At 62.9% G+C, this 21,209-nt stretch carries 21 protein-coding genes; 13 read left to right on the top strand and 8 right to left on the bottom strand.

Annotated features, from left to right (window positions below):
• Nucleotides 1–218: 218 nt before the first annotated feature.
• Both N5D53_RS05610 and gmk read left to right on the top strand, forming a co-directional pair.
• Entirely contained in the window at nucleotides 219–1,082 is an 864-nt protein-coding gene (locus N5D53_RS05610) for a YicC/YloC family endoribonuclease (RefSeq protein ID WP_010955794.1), read from the top strand.
• A gap of 13 nt (nucleotides 1,083–1,095) precedes the next feature.
• On the top strand, nucleotides 1,096–1,716 hold the full coding sequence (gmk, locus tag N5D53_RS05615; protein ID WP_010955795.1) for a guanylate kinase: 621 nt from the start codon (nucleotides 1,096–1,098) through the stop codon (nucleotides 1,714–1,716).
• A gap of 131 nt (nucleotides 1,717–1,847) precedes the next feature.
• Here gmk and N5D53_RS05620 read toward each other — a convergent pair whose 3' ends face one another.
• From N5D53_RS05620 to N5D53_RS05630, 3 genes are all read right to left on the bottom strand, one after another.
• Complete coding sequence (locus N5D53_RS05620; RefSeq protein ID WP_129931878.1) at nucleotides 1,848–3,389, bottom strand: APC family permease; 1,542 nt, start codon at nucleotides 3,387–3,389, stop codon at nucleotides 1,848–1,850.
• Between the two features lie 119 nt (nucleotides 3,390–3,508).
• Nucleotides 3,509–4,276: a gamma-glutamyl-gamma-aminobutyrate hydrolase family protein gene (locus tag N5D53_RS05625; protein WP_012054103.1), complete on the bottom strand. Its 768-nt coding sequence runs from the start codon at nucleotides 4,274–4,276 to the stop codon at nucleotides 3,509–3,511.
• 4 nt (nucleotides 4,277–4,280) lie between these two features.
• The gene (locus N5D53_RS05630; RefSeq protein WP_129931877.1) at nucleotides 4,281–5,663 is read right to left on the bottom strand and encodes a glutamine synthetase family protein; all 1,383 of its coding nucleotides are present in this window, start codon (nucleotides 5,661–5,663) and stop codon (nucleotides 4,281–4,283) included.
• Between the two features lie 205 nt (nucleotides 5,664–5,868).
• Between N5D53_RS05630 and N5D53_RS05635 the strand changes: the two genes are divergently transcribed.
• From N5D53_RS05635 to N5D53_RS05655, 5 genes are all read left to right on the top strand, one after another.
• Nucleotides 5,869–6,741 (top strand): LysR family transcriptional regulator, encoded by an 873-nt coding sequence (locus N5D53_RS05635; RefSeq protein WP_003253385.1) that lies wholly within the window; start codon nucleotides 5,869–5,871, stop codon nucleotides 6,739–6,741.
• A gap of 240 nt (nucleotides 6,742–6,981) precedes the next feature.
• On the top strand, nucleotides 6,982–7,245 hold the full coding sequence (rpoZ, locus tag N5D53_RS05640; RefSeq protein ID WP_003253383.1) for a DNA-directed RNA polymerase subunit omega: 264 nt from the start codon (nucleotides 6,982–6,984) through the stop codon (nucleotides 7,243–7,245).
• A gap of 59 nt (nucleotides 7,246–7,304) precedes the next feature.
• Nucleotides 7,305–9,413 (top strand): bifunctional GTP diphosphokinase/guanosine-3',5'-bis pyrophosphate 3'-pyrophosphohydrolase, encoded by a 2,109-nt coding sequence (spoT, locus tag N5D53_RS05645; RefSeq protein WP_010955800.1) that lies wholly within the window; start codon nucleotides 7,305–7,307, stop codon nucleotides 9,411–9,413.
• A 23-nt stretch (nucleotides 9,414–9,436) separates the two neighbouring features.
• A complete protein-coding gene (locus N5D53_RS05650; protein ID WP_009684531.1) occupies nucleotides 9,437–9,817 on the top strand; it encodes a RidA family protein in 381 nt (126 codons plus the stop codon).
• Between the two features lie 56 nt (nucleotides 9,818–9,873).
• Complete coding sequence (locus N5D53_RS05655; RefSeq protein WP_010955801.1) at nucleotides 9,874–10,605, top strand: lipoprotein; 732 nt, start codon at nucleotides 9,874–9,876, stop codon at nucleotides 10,603–10,605.
• Between the two features lie 169 nt (nucleotides 10,606–10,774).
• Here N5D53_RS05655 and N5D53_RS05660 read toward each other — a convergent pair whose 3' ends face one another.
• On the bottom strand, nucleotides 10,775–11,632 hold the full coding sequence (locus N5D53_RS05660) for an SDR family oxidoreductase (protein WP_104962822.1): 858 nt from the start codon (nucleotides 11,630–11,632) through the stop codon (nucleotides 10,775–10,777).
• A gap of 190 nt (nucleotides 11,633–11,822) precedes the next feature.
• Here N5D53_RS05660 and exbB point away from each other — a divergent pair, with 190 nt between their 5' ends.
• From exbB to N5D53_RS05690, 6 genes are all read left to right on the top strand, one after another.
• A complete protein-coding gene (gene exbB, locus N5D53_RS05665; RefSeq protein ID WP_104962823.1) occupies nucleotides 11,823–12,785 on the top strand; it encodes a tonB-system energizer ExbB in 963 nt (320 codons plus the stop codon).
• Nucleotides 12,786–12,788: 3 nt separating this feature from the next.
• Nucleotides 12,789–13,217: a TonB system transport protein ExbD gene (gene exbD, locus N5D53_RS05670; RefSeq protein ID WP_003253367.1), complete on the top strand. Its 429-nt coding sequence runs from the start codon at nucleotides 12,789–12,791 to the stop codon at nucleotides 13,215–13,217.
• Nucleotides 13,214–13,945, top strand: coding sequence for an energy transducer TonB (locus N5D53_RS05675; protein ID WP_010955804.1), 732 nt, complete (start codon nucleotides 13,214–13,216; stop codon nucleotides 13,943–13,945). Before exbD ends, N5D53_RS05675 begins: the two co-directional genes overlap by 4 nt.
• A gap of 94 nt (nucleotides 13,946–14,039) precedes the next feature.
• Nucleotides 14,040–14,966: a hydrogen peroxide-inducible genes activator gene (locus N5D53_RS05680; RefSeq protein WP_003253362.1), complete on the top strand. Its 927-nt coding sequence runs from the start codon at nucleotides 14,040–14,042 to the stop codon at nucleotides 14,964–14,966.
• A gap of 3 nt (nucleotides 14,967–14,969) precedes the next feature.
• Complete coding sequence (recG, locus tag N5D53_RS05685) at nucleotides 14,970–17,048, top strand: ATP-dependent DNA helicase RecG (protein WP_064493087.1); 2,079 nt, start codon at nucleotides 14,970–14,972, stop codon at nucleotides 17,046–17,048.
• A gap of 78 nt (nucleotides 17,049–17,126) precedes the next feature.
• Nucleotides 17,127–18,530: an HDOD domain-containing protein gene (locus tag N5D53_RS05690; protein WP_010955806.1), complete on the top strand. Its 1,404-nt coding sequence runs from the start codon at nucleotides 17,127–17,129 to the stop codon at nucleotides 18,528–18,530.
• 174 nt (nucleotides 18,531–18,704) lie between these two features.
• Here the strand turns inward: N5D53_RS05690 and N5D53_RS05695 are convergent, their stop codons facing one another.
• From N5D53_RS05695 to N5D53_RS05710, 4 genes are all read right to left on the bottom strand, one after another.
• A complete protein-coding gene (locus tag N5D53_RS05695) occupies nucleotides 18,705–19,079 on the bottom strand; it encodes a helicase (protein WP_010955807.1) in 375 nt (124 codons plus the stop codon).
• A 148-nt stretch (nucleotides 19,080–19,227) separates the two neighbouring features.
• On the bottom strand, nucleotides 19,228–19,527 hold the full coding sequence (locus N5D53_RS05700) for an HU family DNA-binding protein (RefSeq protein WP_003253355.1): 300 nt from the start codon (nucleotides 19,525–19,527) through the stop codon (nucleotides 19,228–19,230).
• Nucleotides 19,528–19,714: 187 nt separating this feature from the next.
• A complete protein-coding gene (locus tag N5D53_RS05705) occupies nucleotides 19,715–20,863 on the bottom strand; it encodes an FAD-dependent oxidoreductase (RefSeq protein ID WP_266023916.1) in 1,149 nt (382 codons plus the stop codon).
• A 16-nt stretch (nucleotides 20,864–20,879) separates the two neighbouring features.
• Nucleotides 20,880–21,047, bottom strand: coding sequence for a rubredoxin (locus tag N5D53_RS05710; RefSeq protein WP_003253349.1), 168 nt, complete (start codon nucleotides 21,045–21,047; stop codon nucleotides 20,880–20,882).
• Nucleotides 21,048–21,209 lie beyond the last annotated feature (162 nt).

Raw genomic sequence — 21,209 nt, forward strand, 5'->3', positions numbered from 1 at the left:
CTGTACTGGGACTTTGAATCTGCCGAGCATTATAGAGCCCGCAGCCCGGGGAAGACATGCCTATTGTCGCGCCCGGCACAGCCTGTCGCCTTTTCCTACCGCAGTAGCCACCCGTCAGTAACATAGGCGGATTGGGCGCCACGGCGACACTGCGCTACAATCCTGCGCCTTGCAGCCGAGAGGCTCCCACCGTTCATTCATTACGCGAGGTACTCCCCATGGTGCACAGCATGACCGCTTTTGCTCGTGTCGAGCGCGCCGGCAGCCAAGGCACCCTGGTCTGGGAGCTGCGTTCGGTCAACCACCGTTACCTGGAGCCGCACCTGCGCCTGCCCGAGGCCCTGCGCGACCTCGAAGGCGGTGTACGTGAAGGCCTGCGCCAGGGCCTGTCACGCGGCAAGGTGGAATGCACCTTGCGCCTCAACGAAGACAGCAATGGCAAACCGCTGAAAGTGGACCATGAGCGCGCCGCGCAACTGGTTGCCGCCGCCGAGGAAGTGGCTGGCCTGATCAAGCAGCCGGCCCCCCTGAACCCGCTGGAAGTGCTGTCATGGCCAGGCGTGCTGGTGGCCGACACCAGCGACCCCCAGGCACTGAACGCCGAAGCCATGGCGCTGTTCGACGAAGCGCTGGCCGAACTCAAGGCCGGGCGCCAGCGCGAAGGCCAGGAACTGGCCCGGCTGATCAACGAACGCCTGGACAACATGGCCAGCGAAGTCACTACCCTGCGCGCCCTGGTGCCGCAGATGCTGGCGGCGCAGCGGCAGAAGATTCTCGACCGCTTCGGCGACATGCAAGCCGAACTGGACCCACAGCGCCTGGAGCAGGAGATGGTACTGCTGGCCCAGAAAAGCGACGTGGCAGAGGAACTCGACCGCCTCAGCACCCACGTCACCGAAGTGCGCCGCGTGCTCAAGGGTGGCGGCGCCGCAGGCCGACGCCTGGACTTCCTGATGCAGGAACTCAACCGCGAAGCCAACACCCTCGGCTCCAAGGCCTTCGACCCACGCAGCACGCAAGCGGCGGTCAACCTGAAGGTATTGATCGAACAGATGCGTGAACAAGTACAGAACATCGAGTAAGGCCACCCCGACCATGAACCACAGCAGCGGCACCCTCTACATCGTTTCGGCCCCCTCGGGTGCCGGCAAGACCAGCCTGGTCACCGCCCTGACCAAAGACGACCAGCAGATCCGCGTCTCGGTCTCGCACACCACCCGCGCCATGCGCCCGGGCGAGCAGCACGGGGTGAACTATCACTTCGTCGTCCACGAGGAATTCAAGGCGCTGATCGCGCAAGGTGACTTTCTGGAGCATGCCGAAGTGTTCGGCAACTTCTACGGCACTTCACGCAGCGCGCTGCAGCAGACCCTGGACCAGGGCTACGACCTTATTCTGGAAATCGACTGGCAAGGTGCACAGCAAGTGCGCAAGCTGATGCCACAGGCGCTGTCGGTGTTCATCCTGCCTCCAAGCCAGGAGGCGCTTCGCCACCGCCTGGACGGACGCGGGCAGGACAGCGAAGAGATCATTGCCGGGCGCATGAAGGAAGCGGTCAGCGAGATGGTGCACTACGACGAGTATGACTACGTCATCATCAATGATGATTTCGACACGGCGCTGGCAGACTTGAAAGCAGTGTTCCGCTCGAATCGGCTGCTGCTAAAGAAGCAGCAGCAGCGTCATGCGGCATTGCTCAAGCAAATGATCGGCTGAAGATCGATGGGGCTGCATTGCAGCCCTTCGCGGGCACGCCCGCTCCCACGGATTGATCACTGCCTTGAGGCTTGTGCCGCACCTGTGGGAGCGGGCGTGCCCGCGAAGGGCCGCTGAGCGGCCCCAATGGTTTAGTCCTGCAGCGGCAAGGTAGCCTGCTGACGCAGGGTAGCCCCGAGGAAGTACGCCGGCGCACGCATGCGCGACAGCATCATCAGGCCGATGCCAAGCACCGAGATGATCGCGGCAATCACGAACACCAGCCCCAGCCCGCCCACATGCGAGCCGCTGCCAAAGTCCGGCGAAGCACTGTCGATGGCGGTACGCACGAAGATCACCGACAAGATCACCCCACCCACCAGCGGGCACAGGCCGCGCATGATGAAGTGGCGCAGGCTGTCAAACAGGCTGTCGCGGAAATACCAGACGCAGGCAAACGCGGTCAGCGAATAGTAGAAGCAGATCATCATGCCCAGTGCAGTGATGGTATCTGCCAGTACGTTCTCGCTCAGCGTACGCATGGTCACGTAGAACAGGCCTGCGGCCACGCCGGCGCAGATGGTGGCATAGCGCGGCGTTTGCGAGCGCGGGCAGACGCTGGCGAACTTCTGCGGTACCGCACCGTAATAACCCATGGCCAACAGGGTGCGCGCCGGCGCCACGAAGGTGGACTGCAGCGACGCCGCCGTACTGGCCAGCACGGCGATGGACATCAGGATCGCCAGCGGCCCCATGACCGGGCCGGCCAGGTGGGCAAAAACGTTCTCCTGGATGCGCGGGTTGTTCAGGCCCAGACCCGTTTCACTGATACCGGCAAACTGCAGGGTGGCGATGGCGGTGAACAGGTACAGGCCCAGGATCAACATCACGGTCCAGGTAGCGGCCTTGCCCGGCACCTCTTCGCTGCCCACCGATTCTTCACTGACGGTCAGGCAAGTGTCCCAGCCCCAGAAGATGAAGATCGACAGTGACAGGCCAGCGGCAAAGGCCGAGAACGACTCGACACCGAACGGGTTGAACCAGGCGAAATCGAAGGCCAGCGGTGGCGGCGCGGTAGTGCCGCCGAAAGCGGCGAACGCAAAGCCGATCAACACCAGCAGCTGCAGGGCCACCAAGCCGTACTGCACGGTCATTGTGGTGGCGATACCCCGACAGCAAATCCACACTGCCAGGCCAATGAACACGCAGCAGGTAACGATATTGATCAACAGGTTGTCGGCCAACGCTGCCAGCTCATGCTTGCCGGTGATCTGGCCAAGGAACAGGTAGAAGAAATCCACCGCCACACCTGCCAGGTTCGACAGCACGATCGTGGTGGCAACCACCAGTCCCCAGCCGCCGATCCAGCCGATCATCGGGCCGAATGCACGCGCCGACCAGGTAAACGAAGTACCGCTGTCAGGCTCCGCCGAGTTCAGCTCGCGATAGCCCAGGGCCACCAGCAGCATCGGCAGGAAGCCCACGATGAACACGGCAGGCAGGTGGGCACCCACCTCTCGCACGGTAGGGCCAAGGGCGCCGGTCAGGGTATAGACCGGGGCGATGGTGGAAATGCCCAGCACCACGCTGGCCAGCAGCCCCAACCGGCCCTTGGCCAGGCCTTTGCTGCGCTGAGTGTTGCCCGCGTCGGCCGCCACATCGGGTGGGCGGCCGGCTTCTGTGTAATTGCTCATGAGTATTTGCCGTAAATTTTGGAATTGTTTTAACAAGCCTTGGATACAAGGCTCGCTTTCACTCATTGAAAGCTTGCTATCGGGGACGAGTCATCCGAGACCTTCGGCTGACGTCAGAATCATTCCTGCCGTGAGCCCTCCCGTGCTGCGTAGGCATTGCAGGCCTCGCGAAACGCCTGAAACAGACGCAGCGAGACCGGGTTTTCGTTGAAGCGCCACTCCGGGTGCCACTGCACCCCAAGCACAAAGCCCGGCGCCGCAGGCATGGACACTGCCTCGATCAGGCCATCCGGGGCCCGTGCCTCGACGCGCAGGCCCGGGGCCAGACGGTCGATGCCCTGGCTGTGCAGCGAATTGACCTCGAACTGCGCCGCCAGGCCCAGGCGCTCGAACAACCCGCCAGGCTCGATACTGACCGAGTGGCGAGGGCTGTATTGCACCTCCAGGGGGGCATCCTCGGGTTCGCGGTGGTCAAGGTAGCCAGGCAGCTCCTGCACACGCTGGTGCAGGCTGCCGCCAAGGGCCACGTTCAGCTCCTGATAGCCTCGGCAGATGCAGAATACGGGCACACCGACGGCAATGGCTGCCTGCAGCAGCGGCAGGGTCAGGCGATCACGCGCCAGATCATGCCGGGTACCCGCCACACTGGGGGCGCCATTGTAATGATGCGGCTCGATATTTGAAGGCGAGCCGGTAAAAACAATGCCGTGCAGGCGAGCCAGCAGCGCTTGCGTGTCGCTGCCGCCATCACGGGCCGGCAAGATCAGTGGCAAGCCGGCAAAGCCGGCCGCCTCGACATACTTGTCGCCGACCGTGTGCGAGGAGTTCTTCCCTACCTGCTGACGGCAGGCGCTGACACCGATCAAAGGGACCGCATTTGCGCTCATGGGCTTACACCGTGTGCAGGTACCAGTTGTACTCGAGATCGGAAATCGACACTTCGAACTCGGCCAGTTCGCTTTCCTTGCAGGCCACGAAGATATCGATGTAGTCCGGGCTGATGTATTGGTTGAGGACTTCGCTGTCATCCAGCGCGCGCAGGGCATCGCGCAGGTTGTTCGGCAGGCTTTGCTCCAGCTGCTCGTAGGAGTTGCCTTCGATCGGCGCCTCGGGCTCGACCTTGTTGGTCAGGCCATGGTGAACGCCGGCAAGGATCGCCGCGAGCATCAGGTACGGGTTGGCATCGGCGCCGGCTACACGGTGCTCAAGGCGCACGTTTTCGCTGCTGTCGGTGGGCACGCGTACGGCCACGGTGCGGTTGTCCAGGCCCCAGCTCGGCGCATTGGGCACGTAGAACTGCGCACCGAAGCGGCGGTAGGAGTTGATGTTGGGGCACAGGAAGGCCATCGACGCCGGCATGGTTTCCAACACGCCACCGATGGCGTGGCGCAGCGTATCGCTTTGCAGCGGATCGTCACTGGCGAAGATGTTCTTGCCGGTTTTCTTGTCCAGCAATGAAATGTGCACATGCAGGCCGTTGCCTGCCTGGCCCGGGTAGGGCTTGGCCATGAAGGTGGTGTCCATTTCATGGTCGTAGGCGATGTTCTTGATCAGGCGCTTGAGCAGGATCGCGTAATCGCAGGCCTTCAGCGGATCCGCCACGTGGTGCAAGTTGACCTCGAACTGCGCCGGGGCGCTTTCCTTGACGATGGCGTCGGCGGGCAGGCCCTGTTCCTTGGCAGCTTCGAGCATGTCCTGCAAGCAGTCAGCGTACTCGTCGAGGTCGTCGATCAGGTACACCTGGGTCGACTGCGGGCGCTTGCCGGAGATCGGCGAGCGCGGCGGCTGCGGGCGGCCGTTGAGGTTGTCCTGGTCGATCAGGTAGAACTCCAGTTCGAACGCGGCGCAGATAGTCAGGCCCAGGTCGTCGAACTTGCTCACCACCTGGCGCAGCACTTCACGCGGGTCGGCGAAGAACGGCTGGCCATCCAGCTCGTGCATGGTCATCAGCAGCTGGGCGGTGGGGCGCTTTTGCCACGGCTCGTCCGACAGCGTGCCGGGGATCGGGAAACAGATGCGGTCGGCGTCGCCGATGTCCAGGCCAAGGCCGGTGCTTTCGACAGTGGAACCGTTGATATCAAGGGCGAACAGCGATGCGGGCAGGTTGATGCCCTTCTCGTACACCTTGTGCAGGCTGGCCCGCTCGATGCGCTTGCCACGTACCACGCCATTCATGTCGGAGATCAGCAGGTCTACGTACTGCGTGTCCGGATGGGCCTGGAGGAAGTCATTCATCTCGCTGGAAGAACTGGCGCACGGGGTTACCGACGTCATGGTGTACATCCTTTGATGTGCTGCGGCGATGTGGGGATACGGCTGGCGCCTCACGGGCGACGATGGTTGCAGCTGTTGTTGTTTTCACTTTCCCATCGTGGGGACTGGTTACCCGACCGGGCGCATTGATTCCGGGGGGCCGTTTCACTATAAAATGGCCCAGACGCAACAGACATTGGCAATTTGGCAAGCAGAGCGTGCATCAATGCAATATCAGATAACCCACGCAGACCTCTCTCTGGTCCTGGCACTGGAACGTGGCCGCTCGCTGGCCAAAGCCGCCGAACTGCTCAAAGTCGACGTTTCGACCGTGTTCCGCTCGATCCGCCGATTGGAGTCGGCGCTGGGCACCGCCTTGTTCGTCAAGAGCCGAAAGGGCTATCTGCCGACTGACACCGCCCAGGCCTTGGCCGAGCAGGCCGAACGTGCCGAGCAGGCGCTGGAAGCAGCGCGCATTGCCATGACCAGTGGCGAGCAAGTGGTCAGCGGCACGGTGCGCCTGACCTGCACGGAGGCGGTGATGCACAGCCTGTTGCTGCCCGCACTGGCCGAGTTCATGTCCAACTACCCGGCCTTGTCGCTGGAGATGGGCACCTCCAACACCTTCGCCAACCTCAGCCGGCGCGACGCCGACATCGCCCTGCGCCTGACCAATACGCCACCGGAGCACCTGGTGGGCCGCAACCTGGGTTCGACCTCCTATGTGGTCTGCGGCCAGCCACAGTGGCGCGAGCGCCTGAGCGAGTCCCCCGCCAGCGTGCCGTGGATCGCACCAGACGATTCGATGCAGGACCACCCTACGGTGGTCTGGCGCAACCAGCAACACCCGGGCCTGAGCCCGCGCTACCAGTGCAGCAGCATGTCGACCATCGCCCAGTTGGTAATGGCCGGCCTGGGCGTGGCAGCACTGCCGGACTACATGGTGCATGCGCTGCCCGGGGTGGATGCACTCAGCGGCCCCCTGCCCGGCTGCGACACTCAGCTGTGGTTGCTGACCCGGCCGGATTGCCGGGCGTTGCGCTCGGTGCAGACCTTGTTCGAAGAGCTGACCCCGCGGTTGCGTGACGCGATGCTCTGAGGTTATCGTCAGGCTCATGCACTGAGGGTGTCTGTTCCGGCCCTTTCGCGGGTAAACCCGCCGCTACAAGCTACGCGGCCCCTGTAGGAGCGGGTTCACCCGCGAAGAAGGCATCGCTGGTTTTGCAGGTACCGCCCGGCAAAACAGCGCTTCCCTATTGGCTGGTGAATTTTTATACTATCGAGTCCGCCTGCCCATTAATGGGCTGCACGCCCACCGCAATTGCTACTGAGGAAGACCATGGCCCGCGTAACTGTTGAAGACTGCCTGGAACACGTGGATAACCGCTTTGAGCTGGTCATGCTCTCGACCAAGCGCGCTCGCCAGCTGGCGACCGGCGGCAAAGAGCCACGCGTTGCGTGGGAAAACGACAAGCCAACCGTTGTTGCCCTGCGTGAAATTGCTGAAGGCATCGTCACCAACGAGTTCATCGCCGCTGAAGAGATCGTCACCGAGGATCCGGTGTTCGCCGCGTTCGAGGACGAGAACAACGAGGCTGTCTGATTGATGCCAGGTCGACGTCGTACGGCGCAAGGCCCTCTTCCTCGGCAGGAGGTGAACCCATGCCGGGTATAGAAGCCTTGGCCGAACGGCTTTCGACCTATCTTGGCCCCGAACAGGTCAACCTGGTCCGGCGCGCCTATTTCTACGCCGAACAGGCCCACGATGGGCAACGCCGCCGCAGCGGCGAGCCCTACGTGACCCACCCGCTGGCCGTAGCCAGCATCCTCGCCGACATGCACATGGACCATCAAAGCCTGATGGCGGCCATGCTGCACGATGTGATCGAAGACACCGGCATCGCCAAGGAAGCCCTCAGCCAGCAGTTTGGCGAGACCGTGGCCGAACTGGTCGATGGGGTCAGCAAGCTGACCCAGATGAATTTCGAGACCAAGGCCGAGGCGCAGGCGGAAAACTTCCAGAAGATGGCCATGGCCATGGCCCGCGATATCCGCGTGATCCTGGTCAAGCTGGCCGACCGCCTGCACAACATGCGCACCCTGGAAGTGCTGTCTGGCGAAAAACGCCGGCGCATCGCCAAGGAAACCCTCGAGATCTACGCCCCCATCGCCAACCGCCTGGGGATGCACACCGTGCGCGTAGAGTTCGAAGACCTTGGCTTCAAGGCCATGCACCCGATGCGCTCGTCGCTGATTCATCGTGCAGTGAAGAGCGCGCGCGGCAACCGCAAAGAGATCGTCGCCAAGATCGAGCACTCGCTGGCCAACTGCCTGGCCGCCGACGGCATCGAGGGCGAGGTCAGCGGTCGGCAGAAACACCTCTATGGCATCTACAAGAAGATGCGCGGCAAGCGCCGTGCCTTCAACGAGATCATGGACGTGTATGCCTTCCGCATCATCGTCGACAAGGTTGACACCTGTTACCGCGTGCTCGGCGCCGTACACAACCTGTACAAGCCGCTGCCCGGACGCTTCAAGGATTACATCGCAATCCCCAAGGCCAACGGCTACCAGTCGTTGCACACCACCCTGTTCGGCATGCACGGCGTGCCCATCGAAATCCAGATTCGCACCCGCGAAATGGAAGAGATGGCCAACAACGGCATCGCCGCGCACTGGCTGTACAAGTCAAACGACGACGAGCAGCCCAAGGGCAGCCACGCGCGCGCCCGCCAGTGGGTCAAGGGTATCCTTGAACTGCAGCAACGTGCCGGCAACTCCCTGGAATTCATCGAGAGCGTGAAGATCGACCTGTTCCCGGACGAGGTCTACGTGTTCACGCCCAAAGGCCGGATCATGGAGTTGCCCAAAGGCTCCACGGCAGTCGACTTCGCCTACGCGGTGCACACCGACGTCGGCAACAGTTGCATCGCGTGCCGCATCAACCGCCGCCTGGCGCCGCTGTCCGAACCGCTACAAAGCGGCTCGACAGTGGAAATCGTCAGTGCCCCGGGCGCTCGGCCAAACCCGGCCTGGCTCAACTTTGTGGTCTCGGGCAAGGCACGCACGAATATCCGCCACGCGCTCAAGCAACAGCGCCGCTCGGAGTCCATCAGCCTGGGCGAGCGCCTGCTGAACAAGGTACTCACTGGCTTCGACAGCAGCCTGGAGAAAATCCCCCAGGAACGCATCCAGTCTATTCTCGCCGAGTACCGCCTGGAGCTGATAGAAGACCTGCTCGAAGACATCGGCCTGGGCAACCGCATGGCCTACGTGGTCGCGCGCCGCCTGCTGTCGGCCGAAGGCGAACAGCTGCCGGCGCCAGAAGGCCCGCTGGCGATCCGCGGCACCGAAGGCCTGGTGCTCAGCTACGCCAAGTGCTGCACGCCGATCCCGGGCGACCCGATTGTCGGCCACCTGTCGGCCGGCAAGGGCATGGTCGTGCACCTGGAGAACTGCCGCAACATCAGTGAAATCCGCCACAACCCCGAAAAGTGCGTGCAACTCTCCTGGGCCAAGGACATCACTGGCGAGTTCAATGTCGAACTGCGTGTCGAACTGGAACACCAGCGCGGGCTGATCGCCCTGCTGGCCAGCAGCGTCAACGCCGCCGACGGCAACATTGAGAAGATCAGCATGGACGAACGCGACGGCCGTATCAGCGTGGTCCAACTGGTGGTCAGCGTGCACGACCGCGTGCACCTGGCGCGTGTGATCAAGAAGCTGCGTACCCTGACCGGTGTGGTCCGCATCACCCGCATGCGTACGTAGTCCGCCAACCGCAAGGAGTCATCATGAGCAAAACCGTCATCAACAGCGACAAGGCCCCTGCCGCCATCGGCACCTACTCGCAGGCGATCAAGGCCGGCAACACCGTGTACATGTCGGGCCAAATCCCTCTGGACCCGAAGACCATGGAGCTGGTCGAAGGCTTCGAAGCCCAGACCGTGCAGGTGTTCGAGAACCTCAAGGCCGTGGCTGAAGCTGCTGGCGGTTCGTTCAAGGACATCGTGAAACTGAACATCTTCCTCACCGACCTGAGCCACTTCGCCAAGGTAAACGAGGTGATGGGCCGCTACTTCGAACAGCCCTACCCGGCCCGCGCCGCCATCGGCGTTGCCGCACTGCCGAAAGGCGCCCAGGTCGAAATGGACGCCATCCTGGTCATCGAATGATGCCCTGGTGACGGGCCCTGCCCGTCACCCTCCTTCCTCTGCAAGGTTACCCCGTCATGCGTCAAGCACTGCCCTTCGCGCTGGCAGCCCTGCTACTGGGCGGCTGCACCAGCCACAAACCCGAAGATTTCAACGGCATCTGGATCAACCAGGAAGCCATCACTGCGGCGGTCAAAGCCGGCAGCCTGCGCCAGGCGCTGAATGAGCACGGCCCAGTGTTCGAGTGGAAGCTCGACGTGGCCAATCAGCAAGCTAGCTATAGCAATGGTTTCGAGGCCGCCGACGGCCAGCTGAGCGCCAATGAAAAGCAATGGCAGGCCCGTTTCCAAGGCGGCCAGACCGAGCAGCTTTCGCTCGATGGCGACGAGCTGCTGGCCGTCGACCAAAACGGCACCAAGCAAACCTTCGTGCGCGCCAAGGCACAGGCTGCAGCCAATGCACCACTGGGCAGCAGCTTCGAGAAAGCGCTTTACCAAGCCTACCTGGGTGGTAACTGGAAGATCGTCGAAGGCCAAGGCAAGGGTGCCAGCGTGCGCTTCAGCGACACCGGCAACGTCACCGGCCTACCGGGGCCGGACCGCTTCGCCCTGTGCCTGGCGGGTGATTGCGCGACCATGGGTGGCAACAATGACAGCCTGTGGCTGGAGCGCAACCAGCGTGGTGCACCGTTCATCATCAAGCGCGATGGTGACAAGCTGGAGATTTTCCAGGCAGTGAACCGTGCACAGCCGGATGAAATGCCAGAGCTGGCAGCGGGCAAGCGTCAGTGGACGCTGGAGCGCAGCTGAGATGATGCGCGGTCCCTGTAGGATCGGGTTTACCCGCGAAGAAGACACCGCGGTGGATGGCACGGGCTTCGCCCGTGTTCGCGGGCAAGCCCGCTCCCACAGGGATCGCGCCAGCTTTTAGAAATTGAGCAAGACCGTTGCTCCCACAAGGAATCGCGCCAGTTGCCAGCTAGGCTTTTCCTGCCAGGATCGCGGCGTAGCCTTCCTTGTAGCTCGGATACTCAGGCGCCCAGCCCAGCGCCCTCGCCCGGGCATTGCTGCAGCGCTTGCTGCCAGTACGCCGCACCCGCTGCTCATCGGACCATTCGGTAACCCCCATGTACGCCCGTAGCCAGGCCACCACATCGGCCAGCGGCGCCGGGTCGTCATCGACGCCAATGTAGCAGTCGTCCAGAGCCTTGCCATCAGCATCGGCCTGCAGCAGAAACGCCAGCAGGCTGGCGGCATCTTCGGCATGAATGCGGTTGCCATACAGCGGCGGCTCCTCGGCAACGCGGTAACCCTGACGCACCTGGCTCAGCAACCACTCGCGCCCTGGGCCATAGATACCGGTCAGGCGGACCACGCTCGCCGGGATGCCGCTGGCCAGTGCCAACCGTTCAGCCTCCAGCATCACACGCCCGGAATAGCCCTCAGGCTCGGTGGCAGCGCCCTCCTCTATCCACTCGCCGCCTTTCTGCGCATACACACTGCTGCTTGAGATGAACAGCAGGCGACGCGGGCGCTGGCCACGCTCGGCCAACCAGGCCAACACATGGCGCAAACCATCGACATAGGCTGCCTGGTAACCCGCCTCATCGTGCTGGCTGGCTGCCACGCAGTACACCAGGTAGTCCAGCGCGCCCTGTGGCCAGGCCTGCGGTATCAACGGTTCAGCCAAGTCTGCGGCAACCGGCTGAACCCCAGCGGGCAGCTGACCAACAGAACGGCGCAGGCCGCTCACCTGCCAGCCTTTAGTCAACATCTGCCTGGCCAGACGCCCACCCACATCACCACAACCCACCACCATCACGGAAAGGTCTGACATCTCTAAACTCCCTAGACCAATTGATCAGCCTGGCCACGCTACACGATGGGCGGCTAGACCATAGGCGAAAAAAGCTACAATATTACTTTTGTTAACAAGAATTACTTGCAATAATGGCCGCCAAATTGTTCTCGGCCTACATCGAGGCCTTGGAGAACGCTCACTTTTTTCTTCATCAGGTCCGGCCAGCATGACACGTACTCAACCTTCCGCTTCGCCAACCCCGTCGCGCGCCTGGCGCGCCATCGCCGCGCTGACACTCAGCCTGGTGCTGGCCCCGGTGGCCATGGCCGATGAGCCAACCACCAACGCCGCCACACCTGCGGCTGCTACTGCCCCGGCCGCACCTGCTGCTGCCCCGGCGGATGCACCGGCGCCTGATGCCAATGCCAGCAACCCAGCCGCAGCAGACCCAAGCGTTCAAGCCCTGGTCGAAGATACCTCGCTGGGCATGGCCCATGACCTGTCCCCATGGGGCATGTACAAGAACGCCGACATCGTGGTGAAGATCGTCATGATCGGCCTGGCCATCGCCTCCATCATCACCTGGACCATCTGGATTGCCAAAGGCTTCGAGCTGATGGGCGCCAAGCGTCGCCTGCGTGGTGAAATCGCCCAGCTGAAGAAGTCCACCACTCTGAAAGAAGCCAGCGAGGTCACCAACAAGGAAGGCACCCTGGCCCACACCCTGGTCCACGACGCCCTCGAAGAGATGCGTCTTTCGGCTAACGCTCGCGAAAAAGAAGGCATCAAGGAGCGCGTCAGCTTCCGTCTGGAGCGCCTGGTGCATGCCAGCGGCCGCACCATGAGCAGCGGCACCGGCGTCCTCGCAACCATCGGCTCCACCGCGCCGTTCGTCGGCCTGTTCGGTACCGTATGGGGCATCATGAACAGCTTCATCGGCATCGCCAAGACCCAGACCACCAACCTGGCCGTCGTTGCCCCAGGTATCGCCGAAGCGCTGCTGGCCACTGCTCTGGGCCTGGTCGCGGCAATCCCGGCCGTGGTCATCTACAACGTCTTCGCCCGCTCCATTGCCGGTTACAAGGCGCAGGTGTCCGATGCCTCCGCCCAGGTACTGCTGCTGGTCAGCCGTGATCTGGACCACCAGGGTAGCGAGCGCGCCGCCCCGCACATGGTGAAAGTGGGGTAAGCCATGGGCCTGCATCTCAACGAAGGTGGCGACGACCTCGCCGAAAACCACGAAATCAACGTTACGCCGTTCATCGACGTGATGCTGGTGCTGCTGATCATCTTCATGGTCGCCGCCCCCTTGGCTACGGTCGACATCAAGGTCGACCTGCCGGCCTCAACCGCCAAACCGGCGCCAAGGCCGGAGAAACCGGTGTTCGTCAGCGTCAAGGCCGACCAGAAGCTGTATGTCGGCGACGATCAGGTTGCTGCACCCGATCAGCTTGGCCCGATGCTCGACGCCAAGACCAAGGGTGACAAGGAAACCACCATCTTCTTCCAGGCTGACAAAGGCGTGGATTACGGCGACCTGATGGAAGTGATGAACAACATGCGCGCGGCCGGCTACCTGAAAGTCGGTCTGGTAGGTCTCGAGACGGCAGCCAAGAAATGATGAAAACGCGCTCTAACATGGCGCGCTACGGTGGCAGCCTGGCGATCGTGCTGGGTGTGCACGTGGTCGCCGTGCTGCTGACGCTCAACTGGTCGGTGCCACAGGCCATCGAGCTGCCCCCGGCAGCGATGATGGTCGAACTGGCACCGTTGCCGGAGCCTGCGCCACCACCACCCCCAAAGGCAGCTCCGCAGCCACCGGCCCCGGTCGAGGAACCACCGTTGCCGAAGCTGGCAGAAGCGCCCAAGCCCAAGATCGCCATCCCCAAGCCGCCCAAGCCGAAGGCCAAGCCCCAGCCGCCCAAGCCCGAGAAAAAGCCTGAGCCGCCGAAGGAAGCACCACCCACCGAGCAAACGGTGGACGCACCGCCCAGCAACTCGCCACCGCAGAAGTCCGCGGCACCGGCACCGAGCATTGCGTCCAACAGCAACGCCTTGCCAACCTGGCAGAGCGACCTGCTGCGCCACCTTGCCAAGTACAAGCGTTACCCGGAAGACGCGCGCCGTCGCGGCCTGCAAGGCATGAACCGCCTGCGCTTCGTGGTCGACGCCGAAGGCAAGGTCGTGTCGTACTCCATGGCCGGTGGCTCAGGCAGTGCCGCACTGGACCGGGCGACCCTGGAAATGATCCGTCGGGCCGGCACGGTACCCAAGCCGCCACCCGAGTTGCTGAACAATGGCACGATTGAAGTCGTGGCACCGTTCGTCTACTCACTGGACCGCCGCTAAGACTTTTGCTTCTGTCACAATTCGGCAAGTCTGATAACGTGCGTCTATCGATTGCAGCCGCTATGCTGGGCCCGCAACTTCATGGACGCACGTTATGACCCTTACAGAATTACGCTACATCGTCACACTCGCCCAGGAACAGCACTTCGGCCATGCCGCCGAGCGCTGTCACGTGAGCCAACCCACCCTGTCGGTCGGTGTGAAGAAGCTCGAGGACGAGCTTGGCGTTCTGATCTTCGAGCGCAGCAAAAGCGCAGTACGCCTGACCCCGGTCGGCGAAAACATCGTCGCCCAAGCGCAGAAGGTACTGGAGCAGGCCCAGGGCATTCGCGAGCTGGCCCAGGCCGGCAAGAATCAGCTGACCGCTCCGCTCAAGGTCGGCGCCATCTACACCGTCGGCCCCTACCTGTTCCCGCACCTGATCCCGCAGCTGCACCGCGTGGCGCCGCAAATGCCGCTGTACATCGAAGAAAACTTCACCCACGTACTGCGTGAAAAGCTGCGCAACGGCGAACTGGACGCGGTGATCATCGCCCTGCCGTTCAACGAAGCCGACGTGCTGACACTACCGCTATACGACGAACCGTTCTGCGCCCTGATGCCTGCCGACCACCCATGGACGGCGAAAAAGACCATCGACACCGCCATGCTCAATGACAAGAGCCTGTTGCTGCTTGGTGAGGGCCACTGCTTCCGTGACCAGGTACTGGAAGCCTGCCCTACCCTGAACAAGGGGGGTGAAGGCTCAAGGCACACCACGGTCGAGTCCAGCTCGCTGGAAACCATCCGTCACATGGTGGCTTCCGGCCTTGGCGTATCGATCCTGCCGCTGTCGGCAGTGCACAGCCATCACTATGCCCCCGGCGTCATCGAAGTGCGCCCGCTGACGGCACCGGCACCGTTCCGCACGGTAGCCATCGCCTGGCGCGCCAGCTTCCCGCGGCCAAAGGCCATCGAGATCCTCGCCGATTCGATCCGCCTGTGCTCGGTCGCCAAAAACCCTGCGGAACAACCGGCCTGAGTCATGAGTGAGCTGTCGAAGGTCCCGGTCACAGTACTGAAAGGTGTGGGCGAGGCGATGGCGGAGAAACTCGCCAAGGTCGGCCTGGAAAACCTGCAGGACGTGTTGTTCCACCTGCCCCTGCGCTACCAGGACCGCACGCGCGTGGTGCCAATCGGCCAGCTGCGTCCCGGCCAGGATGCGGTTATCGAGGGTGTGGTCAGTGGTGCCGATGTGACCATGGGCAAGCGCCGCAGCCTGGTGGTGCGCCTGGGCGACGGCAGCGGTGTGCTGACATTGCGCTTCTACCACTTCAGCAACGCGCAGAAAGAGGGCCTGAAGCGGGGCACCCACCTGCGCTGCTACGGAGAAGCCCGCCCCGGCGCTTCGGGCCTGGAAATCTACCACCCGGAGTACCGTGCGCTGAACGGCAACGAGCCACCACCACCGGTGGAGCAGACCCTGACGCCAATTTACCCGTCCACCGAAGGCCTTACCCAGCAACGCCTGCGCCTGTTGTGCCAGCAGAGCCTTGCGCTGCTTGGCCCGCGTAGCCTGCCCGACTGGCTGCCTGACGAACTTGCCCGGGACTACCAGCTGGCACCCCTGGACGAAGCCATCCGCTACCTGCACAACCCGCCGGCCGACGCCGACCTCGAAGAGCTTGCCGAAGGCCAGCACTGGGCCCAGCATCGCCTGGCTTTCGAAGAATTGCTGACCCATCAGCTGTCGCAGCAACGCCTGCGCGAAAGCCTGCGCAGCCTGCGTGCGCCGGTACTGCCCAGGGCCACGCGCCTGCAGGCGCAATACCTGGCTAACCTGGGCTTCCAGCCGACCGGCGCGCAGCAGCGGGTAGCCAACGAAATTGCCTACGACCTTAGCCAGCACGAACCGATGATGCGTCTGGTGCAGGGCGACGTGGGTGCCGGCAAGACCGTGGTCGCTGCACTGGCGGCGTTGCAGGCGCTGGAGGCGGGCTACCAGGTGGCATTGATGGCACCCACCGAGATCCTCGCCGAGCAGCACTACATTACCTTCAAGCGCTGGCTGGAACCGCTGGGCATCGAAGTCGCCTGGCTAGCCGGAAAACTCAAGGGCAAGGCCCGGGCAGCCTCCCTGGAGCAGATCGCCAACGGCGCACCCATGGTGGTCGGCACCCACGCACTGTTCCAGGAAGAGGTAAGGTTCAAGCACCTGGCCCTTGCGATCATCGACGAACAGCACAGGTTCGGCGTACAGCAACGCCTGGCCCTGCGCAAGAAGGGCGTGGCCGGCGAGCTTTGCCCGCACCAACTGATCATGACCGCCACGCCTATTCCGCGCACCCTGGCCATGAGCGCCTACGCCGACCTGGACACCTCGGTGCTCGACGAATTGCCGCCAGGGCGTACGCCGGTGAACACCGTGCTGGTGGCCGACAGCCGCCGCTTCGAAGTGGTCGAGCGGGTACGCGCCGCCTGCGCCGAGGGGCGCCAGGCCTATTGGGTATGCACGCTGATCGAAGAGTCCGAAGAACTCACCTGCCAGGCCGCCGAAAGCACCTATGAGGAGCTTGGCAGTGCGCTGGGTGAACTGAAGGTGGGGTTGATCCATGGGCGCATGAAACCGGCAGAAAAAGCCGAGATCATGGCCGAGTTCAAGGCTGGCAACCTGCAGCTTCTGGTCGCCACCACGGTCATCGAGGTGGGCGTGGACGTGCCCAACGCCAGCCTGATGATCATCGAGAACCCCGAGCGCCTGGGCCTTGCACAGTTGCACCAGCTGCGAGGCAGGGTTGGCCGGGGCAGCGCCGTGAGCCATTGCGTGCTGCTGTACCACCCGCCGCTGTCGCAGATCGGCCGCGAGCGCTTGGGGATCATGCGAGAGACCAACGACGGCTTCATCATCGCCGAAAAAGACCTTGAACTGCGTGGCCCGGGCGAGATGCTCGGCACCCGCCAGACCGGTCTACTGCAGTTCAAGGTCGCCGACCTGATGCGCGACGCCGACCTGCTGCCGGCCGTGCGCGACGCGGCCCAGGCCTTGGTATCACGCTGGCCGGAACACGTCAGCCCGCTGCTGGACCGCTGGCTGCGCCACGGCCAACAATATGGCCAAGTGTGACGCTAGTCCCAGAATGGATCCAGATTTGCTCGCAGGCTGGTTATACTTCGCGTTTAAAAGATACAGTGGATACGGACCATGACTGAAGTTGCCCTGGACACCGCAACCCCACACGCCCCCTCCGTCATCAGGCTGCTGCTCGACAAACTCGGCGTGCCCTACCGCCAGGTGGTCGAACACTCGCACCTGCCTGCGGCTTCGCGGGTGCAGGCTGTCCTTCTCGACGACGAGGTCGGCGCCCTCATGGTGCTGTTCCCGCAGAGCCACCTGCTGGACCTCAACCGGCTGGCCGAGCTGACCGGGCGCAAGCTGACCGCCGTGTCGGTGCCGCGCCTGAAGCAGATGCTCGACAAGCACCACCTCAAGGCCCTGCCGGGCATCCCGGCGCTGACCAGCTCGCCATGTCAGTACGAAAAGAGCCTGCTCGACGCTGAAACTGTCTTTATCCAGTCAGGCGAAGCCGGCCTGTTGCTGGAAATCGAACGCGCACACTTCAAGCGCATGCTGGCCAAGGCCAGCGCCAGCAGCTTCGGCCAGCAAGTCGAAGCGATCAGCCCCAATCTCGACCGCCCCGATGACGACACCCGGGAAATCACCGATGCGGTCCAGGCCTTCACTGCCCGGCGCATTCAGAAACGCCTGGAAGAAACCATCGAAATTCCACCGCTCGCCGACACGGCGCAGAAGATCATCAAGCTGCGGGTAGATCCCAACGCCAGCATCGACGACATCACCGGCGTGGTCGAAACCGACCCGGCGCTGGCGGCACAGGTGGTGAGTTGGGCTGCATCGCCCTACTATGGTTCGCCGGGCAAGATCCGCTCGGTGGAAGACGCCATCGTGCGTGTGCTGGGTTTCGACCTGGTGATCAACCTGGCCCTGGGCCTGGCGCTGGGCAAGACCTTGAGCCTACCCAAAGACCAACCGCAGCAGGCCACGCCCTACTGGCAACAATCGATCTACACCGCCGCGATCATCGAAGGCCTGACCCGCGCCATGCCTCGTGCAGAACGCCCCGAGGCCGGGCTGACCTACCTGGCCGGGCTACTGCACAACTTCGGCTACCTGCTGCTGGCGCACGTGTTCCCGCCGCACTTCTCGCTGATTTGCCGCCACCTTGAGGTCAACCCGCATTTGAACCACACCTATGTGGAGCAACACTTGCTGGGCATCAGCCGCGAACAGATCGGTGCCTGGCTGATGAAGCTGTGGGACATGCCAGAAGAGCTGTCGACTGCCTTGCGCTTTCAGCACGATCCGGCCTACGACGGCGAATATTTCGCGTTCCCCAACTTGGTGTGCCTGGCCACCCGCCTGCTGCGCTCGCGAGGTATAGGCTCAGGGCCGCAGGAAGAGATACCTGACGAACTGCTGGAACGCCTGAGCATTACCCGGGACAAGGCCGAGGATGTGGTGAACAAGGTGCTCGAAGCAGAGAACCTGTTGCGTGAGCTGGCTTCGCAGTTCCATGCACCGCATTAAGCATTAACACATAGCCTGCGGGAGCAACTGTCTTGCTCAATTTCTAACAGCTGGCGCGATCCCTGTGGGAGCGGGCTTGCCCGCGAACACCGGAAGCCGGTGCCATGCACCGCGTCGCTTGTTTCGCGGGCACGCCCGCTCCCACAGGTAAAGCATCGGCATCCCCGTTGGGTTTCAGCCTTTCTTCTTCGGTTTCAGGTATTTCATCAACCCCTGGAACCACATCACCAGCGCCGGGTTGCCCTTGATCTGGATGTGCTTGTCCTGAATCCCCTGCATGAACGCCAGCTGCTTGTTACCCGCCTGCATGGTGGCGAAGCCATAGGCGGCGTCCTTGAAGGCAATGGCGAATGCCGGCTGTGGGTGCGCGCCGCCCTTGCTGCTGATGCGTTCGTTGTTGACGATGAAGTGCCGGGCGACCTTGCCGTCCAGGGTCTGCATCTGGAACACCAGGTCCTTGCCCTTGAGCTGCTGCTGGAATGCGGGGTTATTACGACTGGCCCTGGCCATCAACAGCCCCATGGCCCAGAGAAGAAAGCGGAACTTCATCAACGCGCCTCGAATGAAAAGTGACTAAGGCGCGCAGTTTATCCTTTTCCAGAACTATTTATGCAAGTTCGAAACATTTTGCCTGCAGAAAGCACAACGGGCGCCTTGGGGCGCCCGCTTGGCCGACACTGGGGTTGTCAGAGAGCGATCACTTGCCTTTCTTGGCTGGCTTGGCGGGGGCGTTAACGCTGTCACGCAGGTTCTTGCCAGGCTTGAAGGCCACGGTATTGCTGGCCTTGATCTTGACCGGTTCCCCAGTTTGCGGGTTCTTGCCGGTACGCGCACCGCGATGACGTTTTTCGAAGGTGCCGAAACCGACCAGGGTCACGGTGTCCTTGTCCAGGGCACCGGTGATGCTGTCGAGAATCGCGTTCAAAACCTGATTGGCCTTTTCCTTGGTCAGATCAGCCTTATCGGCGATGACGGCGGCGAGTTCTGGTTTGCGCATAGTGAAGCCTCTTTGACGGAATTCTTGTTGTTATGCCGTGCTGCCTCTGGGAGCAGCGCTCAAGGCACCGCAGGCTCTAATCTGCGGCAGACGGGAGTGAGAATGGCACGAGCTCTGGGGCCGCGCCAGTATCTGGGCGGCCATTGTGCAGGCAACAACAGGATAAATCCGACAGAACGCGCGCTATTTACGCCATAACCGGTGGCAACTGACGATTCAGCGCCAGTTTCTCCATCACCGCCGCTCCGGTCAGGGCGTAGCCCAGCAGCTTGCCGTCGGCATCAAGGCAGAGCACCTTGAGGTCAGTGCCCTGCCCCTCTACCTGCCAGATGCCTTCGCAGCCCTGTGGCGCTGGCGAGACCACCAGCGGACAGGCCGGGGTTTTCACGGTGATAGGCATCGGCCCGTAGGAAACTGCCGTCGGCTTGCCGGCCAGGGTTTGCGCCAGCGCCCGGGCACAGCTCATCAGCGGCATCACGTACAGCAGGTTGATGCCATCGACTTCGGCACAGTCGCCAAGGGCAAAGATGTTGGCGTGTGAAGTACGCAGCTCGCGGTCTACGCTTACGCCACGGTTGGTCTGCAGGCCGGCCGCGGCAGCCAGGTCGGTACGTGGGCGCAGGCCGATGGCCGAAACCACCAGGTCGCAGGCGATCACGCTGCCGTCCGACAGGTGCGCCTCCAGGCCTTGAGTCACCTGCTGAAGACGGGTCAGCACCGGCCCCAGGTGGAAGCGTACACCCAAGCCCTCCAGACCACCCTGCACAGCCGCCGCAGCGGCCGGGTGCAGCAGGGTCGGCATGATCTGTTCACACGGTGCCACAACGTCGACCTTGAAGCCGCCCAGGCTCATGTCGTTTGCGAATTCGCAGCCGATCAGGCCGGTGCCGAGGATCAGGACTCGCTGCTTGCCAGCGGCGGCAGCACGGAAGCGTGCGTAGTCTTCCAGGTCGTTGATCGGGAATACCAGATGGCCGCCGTCACCCTCGATCGGCACCTGCACGGTCTGCGCCCCCCAGGCCAGCACCAGGTCGCGGTATTCCACGGCCTCTTCGCCGATCCACAGCCGCTTGTGGCCCGGGTCGATGCCGCTGATGCGGGTATGGGTACGGATCTCGGCGTTCAATTGCTCGGCCATGGCGCCCGCCTCGGCCATGCACAGGCCGTCGGCGTCCTTCTGCTTGGCAAAGCCCATGGAAAGCATCGGCTTGGAGTACGAACGACCATCGTCGGCGGTGATCAGCAACAGCGGCGTCTGCGCATCGAGCTTGCGAAATTCACGGGCCAGGTTGTAGCCCGCAAGGCCGGTACCGATGATTACCACAGGGGACGTCATGTCGTGCTTTCCTCGATTAACCGATGGAGATCATTTCAAAGTCGCTTTTGCCGACGCCACAGTCGGGGCACAGCCAGTCCTCAGGCACATCCTCCCAACGGGTGCCGGGGGCGATGCCGTCGTCGGGCCAGCCTTCGGCTTCGTCGTAGATCAGGCCACAGACAATACATTGCCACTTTTTCATCAGGTCTATTTCCTCGGTTCAGGCTGGGGCTTGTGTTGCGGCTGATGGCCTCTTGGCGGGCAAGCCCGCGCCTACAGTGACCGCGCAGGCCGGGCGGGCTTGCCCGCGAATGGGGCCAGCGCGCAATGCGTGGGGGCTTTGTAGCGGCCCTGCCGGCAGTAT

It is taken from the genome of Pseudomonas sp. GD03862, assembly GCF_029840855.1.
GTDB classification, from domain to species: Bacteria; Pseudomonadota; Gammaproteobacteria; order Pseudomonadales; family Pseudomonadaceae; genus Aquipseudomonas; species Aquipseudomonas alloputida.